Raw genomic sequence first — 26207 nt, forward strand, 5'->3', positions numbered from 1 at the left:
GCGAACTTCGAAATCACGACACTAGGCACCGCCCTCTTTCTCAACTCACATCAGCCGCCGATAGCAGCTCGGCGCGTTTCGATGATGACGTTATAGAATTCCGGCGTCACCGGCACGTAGCTGGTGAAATCGCCGCCCTCGATCGCCGTGAAGCAGGCCTGATCGGTCTCGGGCAGCTTGGTGAAGAAGTCGGTGAGCTTGGTCTTCCATTCATCGCCAAGCGCGGTGCGCACGACCAGCGGGCCGTTCGGGATCAGGCCCGAGCGCCAGACTTCGACGAAATCGTTCGGGTCGACCGAGCCCTTGGCGACCACCTTGTGGAAGGTGCCGGAGGTGAAGCCATCCTTGAAATCGCCGATGCCGGAGGAGTCGTCCACGGCCACGTCGACCTTGCCATCGCGCACGGCCAGGATGTTGTTCTCATGGCCGCCATTGAACTGGGTCGCGGCGAAGAACTGGTCGTTCGGCACGCCGGTGGTCTTCGGGATCTGGGTGAGCGGGATCAGATAGCCCGAGGTCGAATCGGGGTCGGCATAGCCGAGCCGCTTGCCCTTGGCGTCCTCGATCGTCTTGATGCCGGACGACTTCAGCGCCAGGCCGATCGAATAATAGCCGGTCGAGCCATCGGTCTGCTTGGTGGTGAGGATCGGCGTGACGGCTTTCTCATCCTTGATGAAGACGTTGGCGTAGCCCGAGGCGCCGAGTTCGGCGAAATCGAGCGTGCCGCCGAGCAGGCCCTGAATCACGCCGTCATAGTCTGCAGCCGGAAACAGCGAAACCTTCTCGAAGCCGAAGGTCTCCTTCAGATGGTCGGCAAGGCATTGATAGTTGCGCAGCCGGTCGGCCTCGTTTTCCCCGCCGAGGATGCCGACGCGGAATTCCTTGATATCTTCTGCCTGAGCAGCGCCGACCGCCATGGCGATGACGGACACGGCGCCTAGAAGCGTCTTCTTGAACATCTGATCTCTCTCCTGTTGGGTTCCGGCGCCTGGGCCGGCTGCAGTCGAATTCGGAAAAAATGCCTGTGACGCGGGCGGGCGATCCAGGCCGCTCTTTCCCTCAAGAAAAGACGGGTTCGAGCGGTGCGGCGGATGCTGGAATTCTCGACCTTGCGATGCTGGTCGAGGTGATGGATTCGGAGATCTCGTCGCTCGAGTCCGCGCCATAGACCATGCGCACCGCGTCGCCATCGAGCTCGTCCGGGGTGCCGTCGAAGACGACTTTGCCCGCAGCCATGCCGACGATGCGGTCGGAATAGGCCCGAGCCGTGTCCAGCGTATGCAGGTTTGTGATCACGGTGATGCCCTCGCGCCTGTTGATGTCGCGGAGCGCATCTATCACCACCTTGGCATTCAGCGGGTCGAGCGAGGCGATCGGCTCATCGGCGAGCAGCACCTTCGGCTGTTGCATCAGGGCACGGGCAATGGCAACGCGCTGCTGCTGGCCGCCGGACAGCGTGCCGGCCGGCTGCAGCGCCGTCGCGGCAATATCGAGCCGCTCGAGGGCCGCAATCGCTTCGATGGATTCTTCCCTGGAGAATACGCCGAGCAGGTTAGCCGTGGTGGAGCGATGGTTGAGCCGGCCGAGCAGTACGTTGGTCAGCACGTCGAGCCGCGGCACGAGGTTGAACTGCTGAAAGATCATGGCGCAGTCGCGCTGCCAGCGCCTCAGTGCCGAGCCGGCAAGCCTCGAAACCTCGACGCCGCCGAACAGGATCGACCCCTCGCTCGGGTTCACGAGGCGGTTGACCATGCGCAGCAAGGTCGATTTGCCGGCGCCGGAGCGGCCGATGATGCCCACCATCTGGCCTTGGGGAATAACGAGATTGATGCCGTTGACGGCGGTGTTCTTGCCAAATCGTCGCGTGACCGCACGAATCTCAAGCGCTGCTGACATGCCGGCTTCCCTGTTCGAGCGCGGCGTTCTCGCCGTCTTCTGGGCATGCCCTAACTCAGGCGCATGAAGGTGCGGTGTCAGTACGATGTCAGTTCCATGACGATGCACAGGGGCAATGGCACATGGCGGCGCAGACCCCCACTCCGCCTCGCTTCGCTCGGCACCTCTCCGCCTCAAAGGGCAGGGCGATTGCATATGGAAGGCGCGACGCTGGTGCCCCCCTCCCCCTTGTGGGGAGGGATTCAGGGTGGGGGTGCGACGCGCGCCAAGCCAAGCCGGAGGTGCCGTCTGCTTCAGCTAACCTTGCAAGGCAATCGCGAGGCACCCCCACCCTGAATCCCTCCCCACAAGGGGGAGGGGGGCACCGGCGCCGCGCCCTCTACTCGCTCTTACCCGCCGTGCTTCTCCAGGAACGCCTCGGCGCCGAGATTGCGGAAGTCATCGAGCGCGGCGCGCAGGCGTATGTGGTCCCAGTCCCACCAGGCGAGCGCCTGGTAGCGTTCGGCGGTCCTGCGATCGAAGCGCTCGCGGATCGGCTTTGCCGGTACGCCGCCGACGATCGTATAGGGAGCGACGTCTTTCGTGACGACGGCGCCTGCGCCAACGGCGGCGCCATCGCCGACGGAAACGCCGGGCAGGATGGTCGAGCCATGCCCGAGCCAGGTGTCATGGCCGATCTTGACGGCATTGCCGCGCCTCCATTCGAAGAACTCCGTTTCGTGCTCGGCGTCCTCCCAATAGTCGGCAGCGCGGTAGGTGAAATGGTGCAGCGTCGGCCGCCACGTCGGGTGATTGGTCGCGTTGATGCGGACCGCGGCGGCGATGTTGGCGAACTTGCCGATTTTCGCGCACCACACCGCGCAATCATGCATCATGTAGGAATAGTCGCCGAGCTCGGCCTCGGAGACGCGGCAGCGCTCGGCTATCTCGGTGTAGCGGCCGAGCGTGGATGCGCTCACTTCAGCCGTCGGGTGGACCAGAGGGGGTTCGGAGAGCTTCGTTCTCGGGGTCATGCGGCGAGCCGTGCAGCAGCGAACTGGGTGACGTCTATTATACGGTCGGCGACCTCGTCGCGGACATCGGCATCGTGGAATATGCCGAGCAGCGCGACGCCTGCCTTCTTCTTCTCGGCGATCATGCCGATCACCACGGCGCGGTTCTCGGCATCCAGCGAAGCGGTGGGCTCGTCGAGGAGCAGGACCGGATGGTCGGTGATGAAGCCGCGCGCGATGTTGACGCGCTGCTGCTCGCCGCCGGAGAAGGTCGCCGGCGGCAGCGACCAGAGCCTCTCGGGAAGGTTGAGCCGGGCGAGAAGCTCGCGCGCGTGGCTACGGGCCTCCTCCCTGTTGACGCCGCGCGCCGCAAGCGGCTCGGCGACGACGTCGAGCGCCGAGACGCGCGGCACCGTGCGCAGGAACTGGCTGACATAACCGATCGTATCACGGCGCACGGCAAGGATGGTGCGCGGGCTCGCCTGGGCGAGGTCGACCGTCTCGCCCCGGTGCTCGACGAGGATCCGCCCGGCATCGACCGAATAGTTGCCGTAGAGCATTTTCAGGATCGAGCTCTTGCCGACGCCGGACGGTCCGCCGAGCACCGCGCATTGGCCGGCCTCGAGCGCGAAGGACACGCCCGCCACGACCGGCAGCCTGACGCCGTCGCGCAGATGCATGGTGAAGTTCTTGGATACGTCTGAAACGATGAGAGGGTTGGCCATCAGCTTGCCCTCCGGATGGAGTCACCAGATCCTGTCCAGGGGTGGAGCTCTACGTTGCCCCCCTCTGTCCTGCCGGACATCTCCCCCACAAGGGGGGAGATCGGACGACCGCTTTGCCGGTGCTCGCCCTGCAACGTCGAGGATTGGCGAAAACCAAAATGAAAGCAAATCTCCCCCCCTGTGGGGGAGATGTCCGGCAGGACAGAGGGGGGCGCGAAGGGACGCAGACCTGGCATGCAATAGACCATCATCACACCTGCAGGATTGAGGAGACGAGGAGCTGCGTATAGGGCTCGTGCGGGTCGTCGAGCACGCGGTCGGTGAGGCCGGTCTCGATGACGCGGCCGTCCTTCATGACCATCATGCGCTGCGAGAGCAGCCGCGCGACGGCTAGGTCGTGGGTGACCACGATCGCCGCAAGGCCGAGATCGGCGACCAGGCCGCGCAAGAGGTCGAGCAGGCGCGCCTGCACGGATACGTCGAGCCCGCCTGTCGGTTCGTCCATGAAAACCAGCCGCGGGCCGGTGACGAGGTTGCGGGCGATCTGCAGGCGTTGGCGCATGCCGCCGGAAAAGGCGCGCGGCTGGTCGTCGATGCGGTCGTCAGGGATTTCCACGCGGCTGAGCCAGTCGAGCGCGGTGCCGCGGATCTTGCCGTAGTGGCGGTCGCCGATGGTCATCAGCCGCTCGCCGACATTGGCGCCGGCCGAGACGGTCATGCGCAGCCCGTCTGCCGGATTCTGGTGGACGAAGCCCCAGTCGGTGCGCATCAGGAAGCGGCGCTCGGCTTCGCTCATCTCATAGAGTTCGCGAAACGCCCCGTCGCGCATGCGGTAGCTGACGCTGCCGGAGCTGGGCGGCAGCCTGGTCGACAGGCAGTTGAGCAGCGTCGTCTTGCCCGAGCCGGACTCGCCGACGACAGCCAGCACCTCGCCGGGCCAGAGATCGAATGAGACCTCCTCGCAGCCGATCCGTGCGCCGTAGTGCTTGGTGAGGGAGGAGACGCGGAGGAGGGGTTCGTCGGTCATTGGATCGCTCCTCTCACGAGCGAGGTCTGCGCCCTACGGCGCCCCCCTCTGTCCTGCCGGACATCTCCCCCACAAGGGGGGAGATTGGACGGCCGCTTTGTTTTGGCTAATCGCCAACGTCGCAGATTGGCGAAATCCTGGATGACAGCCGATCTCCCCCCTTGTGGGGGAGATGTCCGGCAGGACAGAGGGGGGCGCGACAGGGCGCGACCACTCAAGAAAAGCCTCATCACAACTCTTCCCCCGCCATCTCACCCCTATACCCCTCCGCACGCCGCGTTTCGCAATGATCCGTATCCGAGCAGACGAACATGCGCCCGCCGCGATCGTCGAGCACCACCTCGTCGAGATAGACGTTCTCCGCACCGCAAAGCGCGCAGGGCCGATCGAATTTTTGCACCTCGAAAGGATGGTCCTCGAAGTCTAGGCTCACCACGTCAGTGTAGGGCGGCACGGCGTAGATGCGCTTCTCGCGGCCGGCGCCGAAGAGCTGGAGCGCTGCCGACATATGCATCTTCGGATTGTCGAATTTCGGCGTCGGCGAGGGGTCCATCACATAGCGGCCTTTGACCTTCACCGGATAGGCATAGGTCGTGGCGATGCGGCCGTGCCTGGCGATATCCTCGTAAAGCTTCACGTGCATAAGCCCATATTCTTCCAGCGCATGCATCTTGCGCGTCTCGGTTTCGCGCGGTTCGAGGAAGCGCAGCGGCTCAGGGATCGGCACCTGGAAGACGATGGTCTGCCCGGCCTTGAGCCCGGTCTCCGGAATGCGGTGGCGCGTCTGGATGATGGTGGCCTTGGCGGTCTCGGTCGTGACCGCGACATTGGCGACCTTCCTGAAGAAGGCGCGGATCGAGACGGCATTGGTCGTGTCGTCGGCGCCCTGATCGATCACCTTCAGCACATCGTCGGGCCCGATGATCGAGGCAGTCACCTGCACGCCGCCGGTGCCCCAGCCATAGGGCATCGGCATCTCGCGGCTCGCGAACGGTACCTGATAGCCGGGGATGGCGATCCCCTTCAGGATCGCGCGGCGGATCATGCGCTTCGTCTGTTCGTCGAGATAGGCGAAATTGTAGGTGGCGATATCGGCCTGCATATTCATTCTGCGGCCTCCCTTGCTTGTTCGGTCGACTCCGCCTGTTGCGCCTCGTGCCCGGCGCGCATGCGGCGCACGAGGTCGAGCTCGGCCTGGAAGTCGACATAATGCGGCAGCTTCAGATGCTCGACGAAGCCGGTGGCCTGGACGTTGTCGGAGTGCGAGATCACGAACTCCTCGTCCTGCGCCGGCGCCACGATGTCTTCGCCCAGCTCCGAGGCGCGCAGCGCCCGGTCGCAGAGCGACATGGCCATCGCCTTGCGCTCCGACTGCCCGAAGACCAGCCCATAGCCGCGCGTGAATTGCGGCGGCGCCTTGGCCGAGCCCTTGAACTGATTGACCATCTGGCACTCGGTGACTCGGATACGGCCGAGCGGCACCGGGAACGGCAGCTCGGGAATGTCGAGCTCCACCTCGACCTCACCGATCCGTACCTCGCCGACAAAGGGATGCGTGCGGCCGTACCCTCGCTGCGTGGAGTAGCCGAGGGCAAGCAGGAAGCCCTCGTCGCCGCGCGCCAGCGCCTGCAGGCGGATGTCGCGCGCCATCGGGAACTCGAGCGGCTCGCGCGTGATGTCGCCGGCCCTGTGGCCTTCGGGCATGCTGCCGTCGGCTTCGATCAAGCCCTCATTGCCAAGGATGTCGGAGACGCGCGGCATCGGCTGCGTGGGTTCAAGCCGCTGCTCGGGCGCCGGAATATCCGGGTCGGCGGCAAGCTCCGGGTCGAGCAGCCGGTGCGTGTAGTCGAAGGTCGGCCCGAGCACCTGGCCGCCGGGGAGGTCCTTGTAGGTAGCCGAGATGCGACGCTCGGCAAGCATCTTCGCGGTGTCGACGGGGTGCGTGTAACCGAAGCGCGGCAAGGTTGTGCGGTAAGCGCGTACCAGGAAGATCGCCTCGATGAGATCTCCCCGCGCCTGCACGATTGCGAGGGCGGCAAGCTCTCGGTCATAGAGCGAGCCTTCCGCCATGACACGATCGACCCCGAGGGCCAGTTGCTCGACGATCTGGTCGAGCCGGATCGCCGGGAGGGAACGATCGCCGCGGCGGCGGTCGGCGAGCAGGCTATGGGCGTTCTGGATGGCGGCTTCACCGCCCTTGACGGCTACATACATGGCTCAGCTCTCCGGCTCGATGCGGACAGTACGCGGCAGGCAGGCCACCGCCCCGGGTGCCGCGAGGATCAAGTCGACGCCGCGCGGGAAGCGAGCGCGGTTCTCTTGCCACTGCTCGATGAAATTGGCTGGCAAAGGTGCGGCCAGAAGCGTCGTGGTCGTTTGGATGCCGGGGCCTTCCAGGACAAGGCGGCGCTGCCCCTCACCCTTACCCTCTCCCCGCAAGCGGGGAGAGGGGGGCACCAGCGTTGACGCCTCCCTCTCCCCGTCCTTCACGGGGAGAGGGTAAGGGTGAGGGGCAGCGCCGGCGTCTGAGGACAACGCATCCACTTGCAGGACAATCGTCGTCGAACGGTCGGGATATTCCTGCGAGCCTCGTCCAAAATTGCCGAGCGGCGGCAGCCTGCCTGGACTCGCGGCCAGCGCGAAGGCGGCCTGAGCGGGCACCTCGACAAGCGGCGCGCCGGTGTGGAAGCCGAGCCAGGAATAGACCGCGGCCGAGGCCGCGAGCTGGGAATCGAGCCAGAGCGGCGTGTCATGGTCGCAGAGCGTCAGCGCGACGGCGGCCGCGGTCGCCGAGAGCGGCTCGGGCGGGCTGGCCAGCGCCTTGACCGGCATCACCGTGCCTGGCCGCGCCATGGCGTCCATGACGGCCTTGAATACCGCCTGCGCATCAAAGACGGGATTGGCGAAGCCACCCTCGATCGTATCAGCTTGCCCGAACATCAATCCTCTCCGCGCACCATCGTGAAGAAGTCGACCTTGCTTGCCGCTGTTTCGGCGCGGCGCTTCTTCTCCGCCGCTGCGGCCGCGGCGCGCAGGGGTTCAAGGATTTTCACCTCGACCTCCGCGCGGCGTGTCGGATCTTGCCAGAGGGCATCTGCGATCGCCGCGAGCTTCGCCTTCTCCTTGTCGCGGCCGAGCGCATAGGAATGGCCAACCGACCCGTCCGATAGTCTGACGGTCGCGCGCGTGACCGTTGCTTCGCCGAAATTGAACGGCGCTCCGCCGCCGCCGATGCGTCCGCGCAATGTGACGAGCCCAATCTCCGGCCCGCGCAGCAGATGCGCTTGCGAGGGCAGCCCGGCCTCTTCCCAAAGCCGCTTCAACTCGTCGGGAGCAGCGTGCGAAAGAATTGCGAATGCAGCCTGGCGAGCCGCGATCTCTCCCTCATTCTTCTCACTCGTTCTCGCCACTATCCGAGCCTCACTATTTGTCTATTGTTCTATACAACTATACAAGTTAAACCTTTCCATACTTCATGTCCATGACGGGTCCGTGACAAATGGCGAAAATGGTTGGCGCAACGCGAAAGGCGGATGTCGAACGCCGTTCCGGTATCGCGCTCTGGCGACAGATCGCCGACCGGATCAGGCTCGGCATTGCTGCGGAGGAGCTCGGCACAGGCGGGCGGCTGCCGCCCGAGCTGGAGCTGTCGGCGCGGTTCGGCGTCAACCGGCACACGGTGCGGGCCGCAATCGCGGCGCTCGTGCAGGACGGCGTGCTGCGGGCCGAGCAAGGCCGCGGCACCTTCGTCGCCGCGCGCAAGAAGCTCTCCTACCCGATCGCCAAGCGCACGCGCTTCTCCACCGGGCTGGAAGGTCAGGTCAGGGAGCGCAGAAGCGCGTTGCTCGACTATGGGGTCGAGCCGGCTGTCGAGCGCGTTGCGGAGGCGCTCGCCCTCAACTCAGGCGCTCCGGTGCTGCGGATGGAGATGCTGAGCGAGGTCGACGGACGGCCGCTGTCCAGGAGTACGGCATGGTTCGATGCTGGACGGTTTCCGGGGTTAGAAAAGGCCTATAGCGAAACGCAGTCGGTCACGGCAGCCTTCAAGAGGTACGGTGTCGACGACTATGTCAGGCAGTCGACGGTCGTCTCCGCGCGCCATGCGGACCCGGCCGATCTCCGCGATCTCGGCCTGGCCCCTGGCGCGATCGTGCTGGTTACGGTCGCCGTGAACGTCGACATGGAAGGCGGACCGATCGAGTTCGCTGAAAGCCGATTCGCGGCCGATCGGGTCGAGCTTTCGGTGATGACTTAGCCCTGGGGAACTTCGATGGCGCCCTCGGCCTCGAGGGCATTGCGCAGATTGGCGGTCGACCATGACGCCCAGCCCGAGCCGGCGAGATCGCGGTCGTGACTCCAGATATCAGCGTCAAACGCCCAGGCGCATGCCAGCAGATGCGCGTCTCTCTCCGAGCCGTTCTTGGACGGGACAGCATGGCGCAAAGCCCAAGCGGCTCCGTCCATCAGGGGCGAATAGACGTCCTTATCGATGATCTGGATGCCATCGAGCAGCACGTCAGCAGCCTCCATTACATGCGGCTGAAGATTCGGGATGTTCTTGAGAACGCCACGGATTTCTTCGGCGGCCCTTGACGATGTCGCCAAGAGCCGCGAGGCGTCAACCGTTGCGAATACAGTCCGGGATCGTCGTCCGAGAACGACGCTCAAAATGACATTTGCGTCGACAATCACGATTGATGACGGGGCGCGTGGCAGGTGCACCGTGTCAGGCGAGCTCATTCAATGCCGCGAGCCGCAAGAACTTCATCGATTGCCCGCTGTTCTTCCGGGGTCCGCTTTGCCTCGGCCTCCTCAAGAAGAGCAAACACCTTACGCAAATAGTCGCGGCTGACACTGTGCGCCGGCACCAAGACGCCGACCGTCGCCGTTCCGTTCTTGATCGGCACGGGATGCGGTAACGCCTGAATGGCCCCGGCGGAGATTTTCTGGAGCTCGCGCATGCTGATAGCACCAACAGCCATCTTCATCGTCCTTCTAGATTGCGACATGTATGTAATGCCGATGGGCGCATGAGGCAAGGTTGACAAGTGGTTACTGAGGTTCGGAGCGAGGAGAGTGAATTGCCCCGCTTCCTATGCCTTCATCAGCCACTCGTGCTCGGGTGCGTTGTAGAATTTCCAGGTCCGCTTCGGGCCGGCCATGACGTTGAGGTAATAGAGATCATAGCCGTGACAGGCTGCGCAGGGGTGATAGCCCCTGGGCACCATCACCACGTCGCCGTCCTCCACCGCCATCACCTCGTCGAGCTCGCCCGTGCCGTTGGCATCGGCGTCGGTGTAGACGCGCTGGAAGGCGAAGCCCTGCGGCGGATTGAGCCGGTGGTAGTAGGTCTCCTCGAGATAGGATTCGCGCGGCAGGTCGTCGCGATCGTGCTTGTGCGGCGGGTAGCTCGACGTGTGACCGCCGGGCGTGATGACTTCGACGACGAGCAGCGAGTCGGCCGGCTCGTTCTCCGGCAGGATATTGGTGACGTAGCGCGTGTTGGTGCCCTTGCCGCGCACCTCCTGGCCGAGCGTATCGGGCGCGATCACCCGCTCCGGTAAGCCGCCGCCGCGGCCCGGCGCGGAGCAGACCGCGAGATCCAGCTCGGTCTCGGCCACCACCGCCCAGCTGGATCTCTCCGGAACATAGACCGACCAGGGCTTGCCGTCGAAAGGCGATTTGCGGCCGCCGAGCGAACCCAGCCAATTGCCGCCTGCCGTCGCCTTTCCCGTGCCGGTGACGAAGACCAGGCAGACTTCGCGGTCGTCGGTCTGCGCAGAAGCGCTCTCGCCGGGCTTCAGCCGATAGAGATCGAAGCCGACATAGGTCCAGCCGGCGCTTTCGGGCGTGACGTGGCTCACGAGACCGCTCTTGCCCGTGGGCTTCACCAGGAGTTTGGACATCTATCTACTCCTTCTCCGAGGGAGGCTGGCCTTCGGTAGGTCCGGCGGGCGGCTTGTAGTTCAGAAGGAAGATCCAGGCGGCGTAGACGGCCATGCCGCCGGCGAGCGTTCCCCAGAGCGGAGTGCCGGTCGAGAACTCGAAGATCGACCATGCCGCGCAGAAAACGACGACGGCGATGCGTCGCCAAAGTGGCCTGAAGAAAGGGTGCTGAGCGTCGTTCATGGGGCGATCCTATATCAGGCCGACCTCGCCCCGTCGCGGGGAACAACCTCAGGCATTCGGGAAGCCTTGTGTTTCGACCGTATAGCCGGCCGCCGTCATGACCCGCATCAGCTCCTTATGGCCAACCTCTGCCATCTTGAGGGGCGGGTTCTTCCTGGGGTCCTGCTCGGCCTCGACCACGAACCAGCCTTCATACCCATAGTCGGCAAACTTTTGCACGATCGCGCCGAAATCGAGCGAGCCGTCGCCCGGCACCGTGAAAGCGCCGAGCGCCACGGCATCCAGAAAGGATTGCCTTGTGCGGTCGAGCTTTTCGATCACTCCCATGCGCACATCCTTGACATGCACGTGGTTGATGCGGGCGTGGTGCTTGTCGATGGTGCGGAGCACGTCGCCGCCGGCAAAGGCGAGATGGCCTGCGTCGAGCAGCAGCGGGATACCGGCACCCGAATATCTCATGAAGGCATCGAGCTCGGGTTCGGTCTCGACGACGGCGGCCATGTGATGATGATAGGAGAGAGGCATGCCCTGCTCTGCGCACCACTCGCCAAACTCGGTCACGCGCTTGGCATAGGTCCTCATCTCGTCGTCCGAAAGCCGGGGCTTGGTGGCGAGCGGCTTCGAGCGGTCGCCCTGGATGGACCGTCCGACCTCGCCGTAAACGATGCAGGGCGCGTTCACCGCCTTGAAGAGGTCGATCATCGGCTGGATGCGATCCTTGTTCGCCGCCATGTCCTCGTTCACCAGCGTGCCTGAGAACCAGCCGCCGCACAGCGTGACGTCGGCCGCCCTGAGGATCGGCAGCATGACCTCGGGATCCCTGGGAAAACGCCGACCCATTTCCATGCCGGTGAAGCCCGCCGAACGCGACTGGCGCAGGCACTCCTCCAGCGAGACGTCGTCGCTCAACTCCACGAGATCGTCGTTCCACCACGCGATGGGAGACATGCCGAGTTTGGCTTTCAAGACTTCACTCCAGGTTTGCGGATCGTTCAGAGGCTTTGCCGCTCTAAAGCTTGCTGTTTTTGCGTTGGCGCTGCCCCTCACCCTCACCCTCTCCCCGTGAACGGGGAGAGGGGATTCTGAGGCGTTGCCGCCCCCTCTCCCCGTCCTTTACGGGGAGAGGGTGAGGGTGAGGGGCAGCGCCAACGTCAGGCGAATTGCAGAACGCCCTAATCCCCCACATGCTGCAGCTTTACGGCCTCCTCATAGGCCTTGCGCGCGGCGTTGACCTGCTCGCGCGGGCTGACTTCCGGCACCGCGACGTCCCACCAATGCCCGCCGGCCTCGGTGGAGATCAGCGGGTCCGTATCGATGACGATCACGGTCGTGCGGTCGTTCGTCTTCGCCTTTTTCAGCGCGGCCTCGAGGTCGGCAATCGACGATACCTTTTCCGCGATCGCGCCTAGACTCTTCGCGTGCGCGGCGAAGTCGACCTCCGGCATCACCTCGTGGCGGGCATCCCTGAAGAGATTGTTGAAGTTCGCGCCGCCGGTCGCCATCTGCAGCCGGTTGATGCAGCCGAAACCGTGGTTGTCGAGGAGCACGATGGTCAGCTTGAGGCCGAGCATCACCGAGGTGGCGACTTCGGAATTGAGCATCAAGTAGGAGCCGTCGCCGACCATGACGACCACCTCCTGGTCGGGCCTGGCCATCTTCGCGCCGAGCCCGCCAGCGATCTCGTAACCCATGGTCGAGAAACCGTATTCGCCGTGATAGGAGCCCGGCGCGTCGGCCTGCCACAGCTTGTGGAGCTCGCCCGGCAAGCCGCCAGCGGCATTGATCAGCGTAATGCTGCTGCCCAGCGCCCGCTGCACGGCGCCGATCACTTGCGCATCCGAAGGCAAGGCATTCGTGACTGCCGTGACCTCCGCGGCCGCCTTCTGCCACTCGGCCTTGCCGTCGATAGCGTATTTCGTCCACGCGTCGGGGGCTGACCAGCCGGCCATGGCGGCGTCGAGTTCCTTCAAGCCCTCGCGCGCGTCGCCGACAAGAGTGAGTGCGCGGTGCTTGCCGGCATCGAAGGGCTGCACGTTCAATCCGATCACCGTTTTGCCGGCATTCTTGAACAGCGTCCAGGAGCCGGTGGTGAAGTCCTGCAGTCTCGTTCCGATCGCCAGCACCACGTCCGCTTCTTCGGCGAGCCGGTTCGCAGCCGATGTGCCGGTGACGCCGACCGCCCCCATGTTGAGTTCGTAATCGTCCGGAAGGGACGACTTGCCGCCCTGCGTTTCCGAGACGGGGATGCCGGTCCCATCGATGAACTTGGCAAGCTCTCGCGACGCGCCGGAATAGAGCACGCCGCCGCCGGCGATGATGAGAGGCTTCTCGGCCTTCCGCAACGCGTCGGCCGCGCGTTTGACCTCGGCGAGGTCCGGCCGCGGCCGCCGTGGCACCCACACGCGCGGCTCGAAGAAGCTCTCGGGATAATCATAGGCCTCGGCCTGCACATCCTGGCAAAGCGACAGCGTGACCGGGCCGCATTCGGCCGGGTCGGTGAGCACGCCCATGGCGCGGTTGAGCGCCGGCACGATCTGCTCGGGCCGGGCGATGCGGTCGAAATAGCGCGAGACCGGCCGGAAGCAGTCATTGACGGAGACCGTTCCGTCGCCGAAATCCTCGATCTGCTGCAGCACCGGATCGGGTACCCGGTTGGCGAAGACGTCGCCCGGCAGGAGCAGCACCGGCAGGCGATTGACATGCGCGAGCGCGGCCGCCGTCACCATGTTGAGCGCGCCGGGGCCGATCGAGGTCGTCGCCGCCATCATGCGACGGCGGAAATTCGCCTTCGCATAGGCGATCGCCGCATGGGCCATCGCCTGCTCGTTATGGGCACGGAAAGTCGGCAACTCGTCCCGATGCTGGTAGAGCGCTTCGCCGACCGCCGCGACATTGCCATGGCCGAAGATTGCCCAGACGCCGCCGAACAAGGGCAGCGTCTCGCCGTCGATCTCGGTTTTCTGGCAGGCGAGAAACCGTGTCAGCGCCTGCGCCATGGTGAGGCGAATGGTCTTGGTCATCGCATTGATCCTCCCGGCTTGTTATGCCGCCTTCTGGCCGCGCGCGGCAAGCCAAGCCTCGGTGAGCTTCTCGAAGCGGGCGGCCATCTCGGTGATCGCCGCATCGTCGCTGATCCGCTCGGCCAGCCATTCCTCCGCCGCTTCGTTGAAGATGGTGCGGCCGACGGCGAAGCCTTTCACGATCGGCGCATTTGCGGTCGCGGCGAATGCCTCCTCGAGCTCCTGCTGCGGAGCTTCGAGCCCGAGCAGAACGACGCCGCGGCACCAGGGGTCGTTGCGTGCGATCGATGCCTCGATCCGCTTCCAGGCCGAGGCCGAAGCCTGCGGCTCGAGCTTCCACCAGTCGGGCTTGATGCCGAGCGCATAGAGCTCGTCCAGGGCGCGCGGTATGGTCGTATCGTCGAGCGTGCCGTGCTTGCCGGCGATGATTTCGATCAGGAGCTCGCGCCCGATCTTGCGCGAGGCTTCGAACAGCGCCCGGAGCTTCTGCTGCTGCTCGTCCTTCAGCTTTATTGGGTCGTCGGGATGGTAGAAGCACAGGCACTTGATGCAGTGGTCGACCGGCCATTCGACGAGCTGCGAGCCGATGTCCTGGCTGAATTCGAAACGCAGCGGCCTTGACCCCGGCAGCTCGACAGGGCGGCCAAGCCACGAGAAGGGGTGGCGGGCGAATTCGAACATCGCCTCGCGACCGAATTTCTCGTCGATCAGCATGCCGTAGCCGGGTCGCCCGTCGGCGACCTTGGCTGCCGCCTTCACGGCCAGCACCTTGAAGGCGCGGATGCGCTTCTCGTCGGCACCTGCCTTCCTGGCCATCTCCTCCAGCTGCCAGCGGTGATCCATCGCGAAGGCCATCAGCAAGGGGATATCGCGCTGCCGTGTCGTCGCCCAATGCACCTGGTTGATCGCTTCGTCCTTGCGCAGCGCGCGATGCCTGCTGCCGTGCTTCAGAAAGAACTGCAGCTCCTCGAAGGTCGGGTATTCGGGCGAGCAGAGCAGGCGGGAGACGGCGAACGCCCCGCCGGCATTGGCCCAGGTCGCCGCCGTCTCCAGGTTCTCGCCGCCGAGCCAGCCGCGCAGGAAGCCGGACATGAAGGCGTCGCCCGCGCCCAGCACATTGTACACTTCGATCGGGAAGCCCTTGCCGATGATGCCCTTCTCGAGGTCGGCGGGGATCGCCCCGTCATAGACGATGCAGCCCATGGCGCCGCGCTTAAGCACGATGGTGGCCCGGGACACTGCGCGGATTGCCTTCAGCGCGCTCGCGACGTCGTCTGCGCCGGACGCGATCATGATCTCCTCCTCGGTGCCGACGATGAGGTCGCAATCGGGCAGCACCGGCTTGATCCTCGCCGTCACGCGGTCGGACTTCACATAGCGCTCGAAGCCTTCGGCATGTCCCGCAAGGCCCCAGAGGTTCGGACGATAGTCGATGTCGAAGACCACCTTGCCGCCGCTCGCCTTAGCCGCCCGAATGGCCTTCAGCTGCGCGGCCTCCGTGTTCGGCCGCGAGAAATGCGTGCCGGTGACGACGATCGCTCGCGCTCGCGCGATGAAATCCTCATCGATGTCTTCGGGTGACAGCGCCATGTCGGCGCAATCGGAGCGGTAAAAGATCATCGGCGAGACGCCCTCGTCCTCGACCGCGAGGAGGACCAGGGCAGTCAGCCGCTCCCGGTCGGTGACGAGGCCATCGGTGGAGACACCTTCGCGCTTCAGCTGCTCGCGGATGAAGCGGCCCATCTGCTCGTCCCCGACACGCGTCAGCAGCGCCGACTTCAAGCCCAGCCGCGCAGTGCCTACCGCAATATTTGCCGGGCAGCCGCCGACCGACTTGGCGAATGACGCGATGTCCTCCAGCCGCGAACCGATCTGCTGCCCATAGAGATCGACGGAGGCGCGGCCTATGGTGATGACATCGAGCGATTTGGCCGGGGGCATGGGCCGGTTCCTCCGACTTGTCGCGCGTCTCGAGCTTCCTCTGTCAGGCGCGGCGCGATAGATTTGCAGTGAGGCCGATATGAAACAGAAATTCCATTGACAAGTCAATATGGAATATTCATTCTGTTTTCGAGGACGCTTCCCCACGAAAGGCTCGAGACATGATTTCCATTGCGCTGCTCGGAGCGGGCCGCATCGGTCAGATCCACGGCCGGACCATCGCGGCATCGAAACGAGCGAAGCTCGCCGGCATTGCAGATCCTATGCCGGACGGCGCCAATGCTCTTTCGGCTGCGACCGGCGCGCCGGTGCGCACCGCCGAGGAGCTGATCGCGGACAGGTCGATCGACGCAGTGTTGATTGCCACGCCCACCGACACGCATGCGGATTTCATCGACAAGGCAGCGGCGGCCGGCAAGGCTGTGCTTTGTGAGAAGCCGGTGGACATGAGCTCCGCGCGCATCAGGGAAACGCTCGCGCGCGTGGAGAAGGCCGGCGTCAAGCTGATGATCGGCTTCAACCGCCGCTTCGATCCCAACTTCGCCGCGCTGCAGAGACGGCTTGCCGAGGGCGTGGCGGGCAATGTCGAACTGGTCACGATCCTGTCGCGCGACCCGGCCCCGCCGCCCGTTTCCTATATCGAGCGGTCGGGCGGGCTCTATCGCGACATGATGATCCATGATTTCGACATGGCGCGCTTCCTGCTCGGCGAGGAGCCGATCGAGGTCTATGCCGTCGGCTCCGCGCTGGTCGAACCGGCGATCGGCAAGGCCGGCGACGTCGACACGGCGGCCGTGCTGATGAAGACCGCAAGCGGTAAGATCTGCCACATCTCCAACTCGCGCCGCGCCACCTACGGCTATGACCAGCGCATCGAGGTGCACGGCTCGAAAGGCCTGCTCTCGGCCGCCAATGTGCACGAGACGACGGTGAGTTTCGCGGGCGTCCAGGGCTTCACCGCCGATCCGGTGCAGAACTTCTTCCTCGAGCGCTATGCCGCGGCCTACCGCAACGAGGTGGAGGCCTTCATCGATGCAGTCGTGGACGGCAAGACGATCGCGCCGAACGGCCATGACGGGCTGTGCGCGCAGATGCTGGCCGACGCCGCCACCGAATCCCGCGAGACCGGCAAGCCAGTGAAAGTGAGCTGAACATGTTCGATCCGAATTCCCTGAAATCGCTTTCGCTCGAAGGTAAGGTCGCAATCGTCACCGGCTCGACGCAGGGCCTCGGCGAGGCGATCGCCCATATGTTCGCCGATCGCGGCATCGCCGGGCTCATGATCACCGGCCGCAATGCCGAGCGCGGTGAGAAGGTGAGGCAGGCCCTGGAAGCCAAGGGCGTGAAGACCGCCTTCGTCGCCGCCGCGCTCGATGAGGTCACGTCGGCTGAGAAGATCGTCTCGGCTGCTGACAAGGCGTTCGGCCGCGTCGATATCCTCGTCAACGCCGCCGCCATCACCGACCGCGGCACGATCTGGGACACCTCGCCCGAGCTTTTCGACACGATGTTCGCAGTAAACGTGCGCGCGCCCTTCTTCATGATGCAGCATGCGCTGAAGATCATGAAGCGGGAGACGATCGAGGGCTCGATCATCAATATCATCTCGATGTCGGGACATGGCGGGCAGAGCTTCATCACCGCCTATTCGGCCTCAAAGGGCGCCCTGATCACGCTCACCAAGAATGCCGCCTACAGCGTCATGAACCATCGCATCCGCATCAACGGGCTCACCATCGGCTGGATGGACACGCCCGGCGAGGACCGCATCATGAAAACCTATCACGATGCCAAGCCCGGCTGGCTGGATGAGGCCGAGAAGGGCCGCCCCTTCGGCCGCCTGCTCAAGCCGCAAGAAGTGGCGCGCGCCGTCGCGTTTCTCGCCAGCGCCGAAAGCGGACTGATGACCGGCTCGATCATCGACTTCGACCAGCAGGTGCTGGGGGCGGCTGACTCGACCGTGCCGCCGCCGGCGGTGGTGGGTTAGTTTTTTTCGGCGAGCGTACGCCCGTCGCGCCCCCCTCTGCCCTGCCGGGCATCTCCCCCACAAGGGGGGAGATTGGACGGCTGCTTTGATTTCGCTAATCGCCAACGTCCGAGATTGGCGAAACCATCAATGACAGCCAATCTCCCCCCTTGTGGGGGAGATGTCCGGCAGGACAGAGGGGGGCGCCGTAGAGCGCCAAGCCTGCAGATTTGCGGCCTCTCGCCATTTCCCCCACCTACCTCTCCCTCCTCCTCCCCGCCACCGCCACCGCAAGGCTCATCGCCAGCGCCATCGTCGCCGTCATGGAGCGGAAACCTTCGAAGTTCGCCTCCACGATCTCCAGCATCACTTCCGCCGACGAGGCGATCGGCGAAAAGACGGAGTCGGTGATTGAGACGATCCTTGCGCCGCGCGCCTTGGCCGCGTTGGTGAGCGTCACCGTCTCAGAGGCATAAGGCGTGAAGCTCACGGCCAGCACGGCGTCGCGCGGCGTGATGAAGTTCGCCTGTTCGGCCCCCATGCCGGCCACGGCGTCGATCAGCACATTGCGGATTGCGAGCTTGCCCATGGCGTAGCTGAGATAGGAGGTGATCGGGAATGAGCGCCTCAGCCCGATCAGGTAGATCGACTCGGCGGCCGACAGCACATCGACTGCGCGCTCCAGCGCCTCCGGCTTGATCTTTTCGCGCAACTCCAGCACCGAGCGCTGCGCGGCCTCCAGGAAGCCGTCGAGGACGAGGCTCGACTTCGAGGTCGGAATGCCGTGCTGGCGCATGCGGGCGAGCCGCTCGTCATAGCTCGGCACGCGCTCCCGCAGCCGCGACCGGAACACTTCCTGCAATTCGCTGAATCCCTGGTAGCCGAAGGCTTGCGCGAAACGCACCAGCGTCGAGGGCTGGACCATGGCGGACTGGGCGACGCTCGCCGCCGTGCCGAAGGCGATCTCGTCGGGACTGTCGAGCGCATAGACGGCAACTTGCGCCAGCCGTTTCGGCAAGGCCTCGCGCCGCTCCACGATCAACGCGCGTAGCGACTCGAAATCGCGCGGCGTCTCGCGGGCCTCTTCATCGATGAACGTCATGCGGTTCTCCCCAATCAACGGGAAGCACGAATCGGGAATTGCCGGAACCGGTAACACGTGAATCTCGCCTTGACGACGCCGATTCCGAGCTTGACGGAGCATGGCAGAAATGGAATGGACATTCTAGTATCTAAGTTCGCGAACCATTTGTTCCGTTATCGACGGGAGGAGTGCATGAAGAGCATCGGCGTCGGTCTGATCGGCAGCGGCTTCATGGGCAAGGCGCATGCGCTCGCCTGGAACGCGGTGAGGCCGGTGTTCGGCGACGTGCCGGCAATTCGCCTTGCCCATCTGGGCGACGCGAACGATGCGCTGGCTCGCGCCAAGGCGGACGAGTTCGGTTTCGCCAAAGCCTCGGGCGACTGGCGCCAAGTGGTCGCCGATCCTGAGGTGGACGTCGTTTCGATCACCACGCCGAACAAATTCCATCTGGAGATGGCGGCGGCGGCCCTTGCCGCCGGCAAGGATGTCTGGTGCGAGAAGCCGATGGCGCCGAACCTCGCCGATGCCGAGAAGATGCTCGCCGCTGCGCGCCAGTCAGGCAAGGTCGCCGTGCTCGGCTACAACTACGTGCAGAATCCGGTCATCCGGCACATCAGCAAGCTGATCGGCGAGGGCGCGATCGGCGCGGTCAACCATGTTCGCATCGAGATGGACGAGGACTTCATGGCCGATCCGGAAGCGCCGTTCCAGCAGCGCCACGAGAAGGCGAATGGCTGGGGCGCGATCGACGATTTTGCCGTCCACCCGCTGTCACTGATCCTGACGCTGTTCGGCCCCCTCGAGCGGGTAATGTGCGACATGGCGAAGCCCTATTCGACGCGCAAGTCGCCGGAAGGCGAGCGCGAGGTCGAGGTCTTCGATATTGCGACGATCCTGATGCGGCTGAAGAACGGCGCATCGGGCTTCATCGCAGTGAGCCGTACGGCCTGGGGTCGTAAAGGTCGCATCGCGATCCAGATCTTCGGCGCCAAGGGCTCGATCCTGTTCGACCAGGAGCGCTTAAACGAATTCCAGCTCTATCTCACCAGCGATGGCCCGACGGAGGCAGGTTTCCGCACGGTGCTCAGCGCGCCCCACCACAAGCCCTATGATCGCTTCATCCCTGCGCCCGGCCACAGCCTCGGTTTCAACGACCTGAAGACCATCGAATGCCGCCAGCTGATCGGCCGCATGCTGGGCGAAGAAGCGCTCTCGATCGATTTCGAGAAGGGTATTCTGATCGAACGCGCCGTGGACGCGATGGCGCGCTCGTTCCAGGAAGGGCGGTGGGTCGACCTCGGCTAATGCGGGGTAGCCGAGGGAACCGTCCCCTGCGCCAAACTGCCGGCCGGACTTTTTAAGCTTAAAACTTTTGCCTTGAAAACTGCGGCGCTTAGGGTAAGCATTCCACGTCGGTCGCATCTGCCCCCAATCGCATCGGGCCATCCAGGCGGCCGCCGGCGAAGCCAGCGTTCCCGAGTGCGCCCGAAGGGTTCAGTCCTTGTCGTTCATGCCACCCCAGTCGTCATCCGTGGCCAAGGCGCGTTACGCATTCGACGGCATTCGCGCGCAGATCCGAGACCTGCATACCGAGAACATAGCCAATCTGGCGCTGCGTGCCCGCGAACTCGGCGATGTCATTGCGCTCTGGTATGGCGAGGGCGACGTGCCGACGCCGACGTTTATCCGTGATGCGGCCAAGGCGGCGCTCGACGAAGGGCTGACCTTCTATATCCCCAACATGCGCGGCTATGGCCCCTTGATCGAGGCGCTTTCGGATTATCAGTCCCGGCTCCACGGCCGTGAGATACCGATCTCCCGCAGCACCGTCACGCCGGGCGGCATGCAGGCGCTCTATCTTGCGCTGGAGCTTTTGGTCGATACGGGCACCAACGTCGTCTACGTTGCGCCTCAGTGGCCCAACATCCATAACGCAATCCATCTGATCGGAGGCGAGCCGCGTCCCTTTGCGCTCGATTTCGACGGCGACTGGTGTCTGGACCTCGACCGCTTGTTCGCGACCTGCGATCACCGGACCCGCGCGATCTTCCTGTCGACGCCCTCCAACCCGACGGGCTGGACAGCGAGCCGTGCTGAGATGGAGGCACTGCTGGATTTCAGCCGGCGCACGGGCACCTGGATCGTCTCGGACGAGGTCTACGGCCGGCTCTATTTCGAAGGCGATGTGGCTCCCTCCATCCTGCAGGTCGCCGAGGATGGCGACCGGGTGCTCTCGGTCAACAGCTTCTCAAAAGCATGGGCGATGACTGGCTGGCGCGTCGGATGGCTGACGCACCCGTCGGGCATCGCCGACCAACTCGGCGCGATGACCCAGTATGTCAACAGCGGCACGGCCGGATCGATTCAGGCCGGCGCCGCGGCGGCTCTCCGGCAAGGGGAGCCGTTCGTCGGAGAAATCAGGCAAAGGATCAAGACCGGCCTCGATCTCGCCTATGACAGGCTTTCTGAGATGCCGGGCATTGTGCTGCCCGAGAAGCCGCACGGCGGCATGTATGCCTTCTTTGCGTTCGAGGGCCAGGGCGATGCGAGCCGGGTCTGCACCGAAATCCTCGAGAAGGCACGCGTCGGGCTGGCACCCGGCCATCTGTTCGGAAACTCGTCGAATGCGTTCGTGCGTATGTGCGTGTGCCGCGACCGCGACCAGATCGCGACGGCGCTCGACCGGATGCTCGATATGGGATCCAGGAATTGACGCCGCTGAAGCGGCGGCAAGGGACCGTGCGGGCTGGGGCTCGTTCGGAGTTCAACAAACGAGAGGGAACGAAAATGAACTTTACCCGTCGCAACTTGCTTGTTTTCGCCGCCGCAATCGGCATCGCTGCCGGCCCGGCGAGCGCCTATGCCGAGGACGTCCTCAACGTCGGCTCCTATCCGAACAATCCGCCCTTCGAATACAAGACCGAGAGCGGCAGCTTTGAAGGCTTCGAGGTAGACATCGTCAACGAGGCGGCCAAGCGCATCGGCATGAGCACGAACATCGCGGCCTACGACTTCCAGCCGCTGTTTGCCGCAACCAGCTCGGGCCGCATCGACGCCGCAATCTCCTCGATCACGATCACCAAGGAGCGGCTGAAGTCGCAGTCGTTCACGCAGCCCTATTACGATGCCGACATGGGTGTCGCGACCAAGACCGACAGCGACATCAAGACCGTCAGCGATCTCAAGGGCAAGATCGTCGGCGTGCTGTCCGGTTCGACCGGCGACACCTGGGCGAAACAGCATCAGGCCTCCGACGGCTTTGCCGATGTCAAAGGCTACAACACTCAGCAGGAAGTTCTTCTCGACCTGGCGGCCGGCCGCGTCGACGCGGTGGTCAGCGACGTTCCCGGCATGCAGTACGCCTTCACCAAGATGAAGGGGCTCGAGGTCAGGGACCACATCAAGACCGGCGAGCAATATGGTCTGATGCTCACCAAGGATCATCCGCTGCTCGAGAAGCTCAACAACGCGCTGACCGAGATGAAGAAGGACGGCACCATGGATTCGATCCACCAGAAGTGGTTCGGCACCAAGGCGCTCGAGGGTTCCTCGACTGTCACCGAATCGGCGATGCCCAAGGCCTGACGAGGTCATCGACAGGCGACGTGCCGGGTTGGACCCGGCACGGTCGCCAGCGTTGCGATGACCGCGCGCGAGCGCCGATAGCTGACCGCGGTTTGGGTCGGGAGAACCGATGTCTCTGCTGGACACTTTTTTCAATGCCGACGTCCTGTGGTCGGCCCTGCCGGCCCTGCTGCGCGGCTTCGTCAACACGCTGCTGCTCGGCCTCATGAGCATCGCCATCGGCGTGCCTTCCGGCCTGCTGGTCAGCATCGTGCGGCTCTATGCGCCGAAGCCGTTCCGCTATCTCGCCATCGCCTATATCGACATCTTCCGGGCGATGCCGATGCTGGTCGTGCTCATCCTCATCTATTATGCACTGCCGTTCCTCGGCATCCGCCTGTCGTCCTGGGCGTCTGCGGTCATGGCCTTCTCGATCGTGCTTGCGGCCTATTCGGCCGAAGTCTTTCGCTCCGGCATCGAAAGCATTCCGAAGGGCCAGTTCGAGGCTGCGCAGGCGCTCGGGCTGCCGTTCCTGCTCACCTTGCGCAAGGTGGTGCTACCGCAAGCCGTGCGCGTGGTGATCCCGCCGACCACGAGCAACTGTGTCTCGATGTTCAAGGACACGTCGCTCGCCTCGACCGTGGCGTTGCCGGAGCTTCTCAAGGAAGCGAACGACGCACAGGCGCTCTACGCCAACCCTTCGCCCCTGATCGGCGCGGCTGTCGTCTATCTGCTCTTCCTTTGGCCGATGGTCCGCCTCGTCGGCTATCTCGAGAAGCGCAGCAAGACGGCGACGCATTGATCCCGAACCGAAGGCAGGCCCAGCAAAACTTGCGGAGTTTTCGCACCGGGCCATGCCGAAAAGAGCCAGACTTCGTTCAATTTCGCCATATGAGGAAAAGGCCGTGAACCAGCATCAGAAGACCGTCGCCGCGGAAGAAGCATCGGCAACCTCGTTCCCGGTCGAGACCCTCCGCTCGATGTTCCCGGCGCTCAGGCAGGCGGGCGACTTCATCTTCATGGACAACGCGGCAGGCGCGCAGATCCCGCAAAGCGTGCTCGACGCGGTGACCAATCATCTCGTCGGCCACAATGTCCAGCGCGGAGGCCGCTATCGACACAGCGTCAAAGTCGACCAGTCGGTGGCCGATGCGCGGGAGAGCGTAGCGTTCCTGATCAACGCCTACAGTCCGGCCGAGATCTGCTTCGGCATGAACGCGACCTCGTTCATCCGCCTGGTCAGCCTCGGCATCGGCCAGATGCTTCGTGACAAGGTCAATGGGGATCGCGACGAGATCGTCGTGACCGACATGGACCACGACGCCAACATCGCCACCTGGCTCGCGCTCGAGCCGTCCGGCGCGAAATTCAAATGGTGGCGGATGCGCGAGGACGGCAACCTTCACGTCGAGGATCTCGAGCCGCTGCTATCCGAGCGCACGCGTTTGGTCGCCTGCACGGTGACGGCGCATTCGATCGGCTCGATCGTCGACGTCGCCTCGGTCGCCAGGATCGCCCATTCGGCGGGTGCGGAGGTATTCCTGGATTGCGTGCATTACGGCCCGCACGGCCTCATCGACGTGCAGGCCTGGGACTGCGATTATCTCGTCTGCTCCGGCTACAAGAACTTCTCGCCGCATATGGGCTTCCTGTGGGGCCGCTTCGACACGCTGAAGCGGTTGCCGACCTTCCGCGAGGACTTCATTCCGGACGAACCGCCCTACAAGGTCGAGGCCGGGACCTTCATCTATGAGAACGTATCCGGCATGGACGCGGCGGTGAGATATCTGGAGTCGATCGGCCGCAACCTGGCCCCGGCCAACAACCGCACGCGCCGCGAGAACATCGTCTCCGGCATGGGTGCGATCCGTGAATACGAGTTGCTGCTGGCCCGCGAGATGCTGCGCGTGCTGAAAGGCTGCGGCGCAACCGTCTACGGCGTCAGCGACGAGGCGCGCATCAAGGAACGGGTGCCGACCTTCTGCTTCAACATCGGCAAGCTGTCGCCGCAGATGATCGTCGAAGAGATGGCTGAGAGGGGCATCGGCATCCGCGACGGGCACATGTACGCACCGCGTCTGATGAAACGGCTGAACCTCAGCATGGACAGCGGCGCAGTTCGCGCGTCACTCGTGCACTACAACACGCTGGACGAGATCCGCCGCTTCGAGACGGCATTGCGCGAGATCATCGCTCGCCACGCCTGAGGGGTGCGCTTGGGTTCAAAAGTGCGAAGGACTCTGCGACGCAGGACTGGGCTCGCTCGGATGCTCGTGCAGGGAACTGAATATCGCGCGGCGCTGGTGACCCCCTCCCCCTTGTGGTCATAGGCGCTAGCTTTACGGACTAGACGCGTTGAATCCCGGTGTGATTCAAGATCGGGATGGTGATTCGCGCTGATATCTTGGATGGCTGGCCAGAAGTGCAGGCACATTTGCCGGCTGGTTTCGATCTGGAACGAACGGCACGGGAGCGGGGCGCGTTCACACGAGCGCGGCATGTGAAGGATGCTGAGACGCTGCTGCGGCTTGCGCTGGCCTATGGCGGCTGCGGCATGTCGCTGCGAGAAACCTGTGCTTGGGCCGAAGCGGCCGGGCTGGCGCGCTTGAGTGATCCCTCGCTGATCGGGCGGCTGTGCAAAGCGGCTCCTTGGCTTGGCGATATCGTGGCTGCGCTGCTTGGCGATCAGGCAGACCTTCCGAAGGGACGATGGGCGGGATACCGCCTGCGCGCGCTTGATGCCACGTCGATCTGCGAGCCCGGGGCCGACCGCACAACGTGGCGGTTGCATGTCGGCTACGACCTTGCGAGCGGACAGGTCGATCAGATTGAGCTGACGGATGGGCGTGGCGCGGAGAAACTGCAACGGCTCAAATACCAGCCGGGCGACATCGTGTTGGCCGACCGCGCCTATGCCAGACCCCGCGATCTGCGGCCAGTGATCGAGGATGGCGCCCACTTCATCGTTCGCACCGGGTGGAACTCGCTGCGCCTGCTCAATCCGGATGGCTCTGCCTTCGACCTCTTCGCGGCGCTTGCTGCGCAGGCTGAGCAGGAAGGCGAGGTCAGCGTTCGTATTGACGAAGGCGGCGACTTCGGCGAGCCGCTGATCCTGCGGCTTGTCATTCGGCGCAAGAGCCCTGAAGAAGCGCAAGCTGAGCAGGAGCGCCTGCTCAAGCAAGCCAAGAAGCGCGGCAAGCAGCCCGATCCGCGCAGCCTGGAGGCCGCCAAGTACATCCTGCTGCTCACCTCGCTGCCGGCTGCCGACCTCCCGCCGACTGACGTGCTCGCGCTGTATCGCTTTCGCTGGCAGCTCGAACTCGCCTTCAAGCGCATGAAGAGCCTCGCTGGCCTTGACGAACTGGCCGCCAAGAAACCACCGCTGGCGCGGGCCTGGATTTATGCCCGGCTGATCGCCTTCCTAATTGCCGAACGCAGCGCCGGGCAAGTCCCGGACTCTCCCCCCTATGGACAGCGCAAACCCGGCCGCCAGTCCATCGCGCTGGCGTCTCACTAAGATCGCGCTCGCCAGCGTGCTGGCCGCCATTCGCGGCCCGCTGCGATGGGCGAACATCTGCGACGCCTTCAAGCGCATTCGCCGTCACCTTTGTGAGCCGCCACGCCGCCGCACAAAACAATGCGATCGGCTGGCCGCAGGCTTAAGCTAGCGCATATGCCCCTTGTGGGGAGGGATTCAGGGTGGGGGGGCTTCGCGATTACCTTGCAAGGTTAGCTGGTCGGCCGTGAAGAATTGCCAAGTCGCTGATTTGCAGTGGGAATTTGGGGCAGTCGAAGCTGCCGATTTTGCCGGAAAATAAGTCTTCGGCTGGGGATTCCTTGCAAAATGGATTTGTGATTCCGTT

26 protein-coding genes are annotated in these 26207 nt (G+C 64.3%); 9 read left to right on the forward strand and 17 right to left on the reverse strand.

Annotation, left to right across the window (positions count from 1 at the left end; all coding sequences use genetic code 11):
- Positions 1-50 precede the first annotated feature (50 nt).
- The 9 genes from phnD to phnG form a co-directional block, all read right to left on the reverse strand.
- A complete protein-coding gene (gene phnD, locus SAZ10_RS27710) occupies positions 51-959 on the reverse strand; it encodes a phosphonate ABC transporter substrate-binding protein (protein WP_318612666.1) in 909 nt (302 codons plus the stop codon).
- Positions 960-1059: 100 nt separating this feature from the next.
- Positions 1060-1896 carry a phosphonate ABC transporter ATP-binding protein gene (gene phnC, locus SAZ10_RS27715; protein ID WP_318612667.1) on the reverse strand — a complete coding sequence of 279 codons (837 nt, stop codon included), beginning with the start codon at positions 1894-1896 and terminating at the stop codon, positions 1060-1062.
- Positions 1897-2285: 389 nt separating this feature from the next.
- Entirely contained in the window at positions 2286-2909 is a 624-nt protein-coding gene (locus SAZ10_RS27720) for a DapH/DapD/GlmU-related protein (protein ID WP_318612668.1), read from the reverse strand.
- Positions 2906-3613, reverse strand: coding sequence for a phosphonate C-P lyase system protein PhnL (phnL, locus tag SAZ10_RS27725; protein WP_318612669.1), 708 nt, complete (start codon positions 3611-3613; stop codon positions 2906-2908). The genes SAZ10_RS27720 and phnL overlap by 4 nt, the downstream gene beginning before the upstream one ends.
- A 250-nt stretch (positions 3614-3863) precedes the next feature.
- A complete protein-coding gene (gene phnK / locus SAZ10_RS27730; RefSeq protein WP_318612670.1) occupies positions 3864-4640 on the reverse strand; it encodes a phosphonate C-P lyase system protein PhnK in 777 nt (258 codons plus the stop codon).
- A gap of 229 nt (positions 4641-4869) precedes the next feature.
- The gene (locus tag SAZ10_RS27735; protein ID WP_318612671.1) at positions 4870-5748 is read right to left on the reverse strand and encodes an alpha-D-ribose 1-methylphosphonate 5-phosphate C-P-lyase PhnJ; all 879 of its coding nucleotides are present in this window, start codon (positions 5746-5748) and stop codon (positions 4870-4872) included.
- Positions 5745-6854 carry a carbon-phosphorus lyase complex subunit PhnI gene (locus tag SAZ10_RS27740; RefSeq protein ID WP_318612672.1) on the reverse strand — a complete coding sequence of 370 codons (1110 nt, stop codon included), beginning with the start codon at positions 6852-6854 and terminating at the stop codon, positions 5745-5747. The genes SAZ10_RS27735 and SAZ10_RS27740 overlap by 4 nt, the downstream gene beginning before the upstream one ends.
- Positions 6855-6857: 3 nt before the next feature.
- Entirely contained in the window at positions 6858-7580 is a 723-nt protein-coding gene (gene phnH, locus SAZ10_RS27745; RefSeq protein ID WP_318612673.1) for a phosphonate C-P lyase system protein PhnH, read from the reverse strand.
- Positions 7580-8053: a phosphonate C-P lyase system protein PhnG gene (phnG, locus tag SAZ10_RS27750; protein WP_318612695.1), complete on the reverse strand. Its 474-nt coding sequence runs from the start codon at positions 8051-8053 to the stop codon at positions 7580-7582. Before phnG ends, phnH begins: the two co-directional genes overlap by 1 nt.
- Positions 8054-8148: 95 nt before the next feature.
- On the opposite strand from phnG, the gene phnF reads away from it, so the two are divergent.
- A complete protein-coding gene (gene phnF, locus SAZ10_RS27755) occupies positions 8149-8895 on the forward strand; it encodes a phosphonate metabolism transcriptional regulator PhnF (RefSeq protein ID WP_318612696.1) in 747 nt (248 codons plus the stop codon).
- On the opposite strand, the gene SAZ10_RS27760 is transcribed toward phnF, so the two are convergent.
- From SAZ10_RS27760 to SAZ10_RS27790, 7 genes are all read right to left on the reverse strand, one after another.
- Positions 8892-9380 carry a PIN domain-containing protein gene (locus tag SAZ10_RS27760; RefSeq protein ID WP_318612674.1) on the reverse strand — a complete coding sequence of 163 codons (489 nt, stop codon included), beginning with the start codon at positions 9378-9380 and terminating at the stop codon, positions 8892-8894. The genes phnF and SAZ10_RS27760 overlap by 4 nt on opposite strands.
- Positions 9377-9628 carry a hypothetical protein gene (locus SAZ10_RS27765; protein WP_318612675.1) on the reverse strand — a complete coding sequence of 84 codons (252 nt, stop codon included), beginning with the start codon at positions 9626-9628 and terminating at the stop codon, positions 9377-9379. Before SAZ10_RS27765 ends, SAZ10_RS27760 begins: the two co-directional genes overlap by 4 nt.
- A 105-nt stretch (positions 9629-9733) precedes the next feature.
- On the reverse strand, positions 9734-10546 hold the full coding sequence (gene iolB / locus SAZ10_RS27770) for a 5-deoxy-glucuronate isomerase (protein ID WP_318612676.1): 813 nt from the start codon (positions 10544-10546) through the stop codon (positions 9734-9736).
- 4 nt (positions 10547-10550) lie between these two features.
- Positions 10551-10769 carry a DUF3329 domain-containing protein gene (locus tag SAZ10_RS27775; RefSeq protein ID WP_318612677.1) on the reverse strand — a complete coding sequence of 73 codons (219 nt, stop codon included), beginning with the start codon at positions 10767-10769 and terminating at the stop codon, positions 10551-10553.
- A 48-nt stretch (positions 10770-10817) separates the two neighbouring features.
- Positions 10818-11735 (reverse strand): myo-inosose-2 dehydratase, encoded by a 918-nt coding sequence (iolE, locus tag SAZ10_RS27780; RefSeq protein ID WP_318612678.1) that lies wholly within the window; start codon positions 11733-11735, stop codon positions 10818-10820.
- 206 nt (positions 11736-11941) lie between these two features.
- Positions 11942-13789 (reverse strand): 3D-(3,5/4)-trihydroxycyclohexane-1,2-dione acylhydrolase (decyclizing), encoded by a 1848-nt coding sequence (gene iolD / locus SAZ10_RS27785; RefSeq protein WP_318612679.1) that lies wholly within the window; start codon positions 13787-13789, stop codon positions 11942-11944.
- 21 nt (positions 13790-13810) lie between these two features.
- A complete protein-coding gene (locus SAZ10_RS27790; protein WP_318612680.1) occupies positions 13811-15730 on the reverse strand; it encodes a bifunctional 5-dehydro-2-deoxygluconokinase/5-dehydro-2-deoxyphosphogluconate aldolase in 1920 nt (639 codons plus the stop codon).
- Positions 15731-15891: 161 nt separating this feature from the next.
- Between SAZ10_RS27790 and iolG the strand changes: the two genes are divergently transcribed.
- Positions 15892-16881 carry an inositol 2-dehydrogenase gene (gene iolG / locus SAZ10_RS27795; protein ID WP_318612681.1) on the forward strand — a complete coding sequence of 330 codons (990 nt, stop codon included), beginning with the start codon at positions 15892-15894 and terminating at the stop codon, positions 16879-16881.
- 2 nt (positions 16882-16883) lie between these two features.
- Positions 16884-17717 carry an SDR family oxidoreductase gene (locus tag SAZ10_RS27800; protein WP_318612683.1) on the forward strand — a complete coding sequence of 278 codons (834 nt, stop codon included), beginning with the start codon at positions 16884-16886 and terminating at the stop codon, positions 17715-17717.
- A 235-nt stretch (positions 17718-17952) separates the two neighbouring features.
- Here the strand turns inward: SAZ10_RS27800 and SAZ10_RS27805 are convergent, their stop codons facing one another.
- Positions 17953-18798, reverse strand: a complete 846-nt coding sequence (locus SAZ10_RS27805; RefSeq protein WP_318612684.1) for a MurR/RpiR family transcriptional regulator — start codon at positions 18796-18798, stop codon at positions 17953-17955.
- Between the two features lie 174 nt (positions 18799-18972).
- Here SAZ10_RS27805 and SAZ10_RS27810 point away from each other — a divergent pair, with 174 nt between their 5' ends.
- The 6 genes from SAZ10_RS27810 (at position 18973) to SAZ10_RS27835 (ending at position 25861) form a co-directional block, all read left to right on the forward strand.
- The gene (locus SAZ10_RS27810) at positions 18973-20085 is read left to right on the forward strand and encodes a Gfo/Idh/MocA family oxidoreductase (protein ID WP_318612685.1); all 1113 of its coding nucleotides are present in this window, start codon (positions 18973-18975) and stop codon (positions 20083-20085) included.
- Between the two features lie 205 nt (positions 20086-20290).
- On the forward strand, positions 20291-21493 hold the full coding sequence (locus tag SAZ10_RS27815; RefSeq protein ID WP_318612697.1) for a pyridoxal phosphate-dependent aminotransferase: 1203 nt from the start codon (positions 20291-20293) through the stop codon (positions 21491-21493).
- 74 nt (positions 21494-21567) lie between these two features.
- The gene (locus tag SAZ10_RS27820; protein ID WP_318612686.1) at positions 21568-22365 is read left to right on the forward strand and encodes an ABC transporter substrate-binding protein; all 798 of its coding nucleotides are present in this window, start codon (positions 21568-21570) and stop codon (positions 22363-22365) included.
- Positions 22366-22474: 109 nt separating this feature from the next.
- Positions 22475-23146, forward strand: coding sequence for an amino acid ABC transporter permease (locus tag SAZ10_RS27825; protein ID WP_318612687.1), 672 nt, complete (start codon positions 22475-22477; stop codon positions 23144-23146).
- Positions 23147-23249: 103 nt separating this feature from the next.
- A complete protein-coding gene (locus SAZ10_RS27830) occupies positions 23250-24551 on the forward strand; it encodes a cysteine desulfurase-like protein (RefSeq protein WP_318612688.1) in 1302 nt (433 codons plus the stop codon).
- A 176-nt stretch (positions 24552-24727) separates the two neighbouring features.
- Positions 24728-25861: an IS4 family transposase gene (locus tag SAZ10_RS27835; protein WP_318612689.1), complete on the forward strand. Its 1134-nt coding sequence runs from the start codon at positions 24728-24730 to the stop codon at positions 25859-25861.
- The last annotated feature ends 346 nt before the right edge of the window (positions 25862-26207 follow it).

The sequence above is a fragment of the Mesorhizobium sp. BAC0120 genome (genome assembly GCF_033542235.1).
Classification (GTDB): Bacteria; Pseudomonadota; Alphaproteobacteria; order Rhizobiales; family Rhizobiaceae; genus JAWRCU01.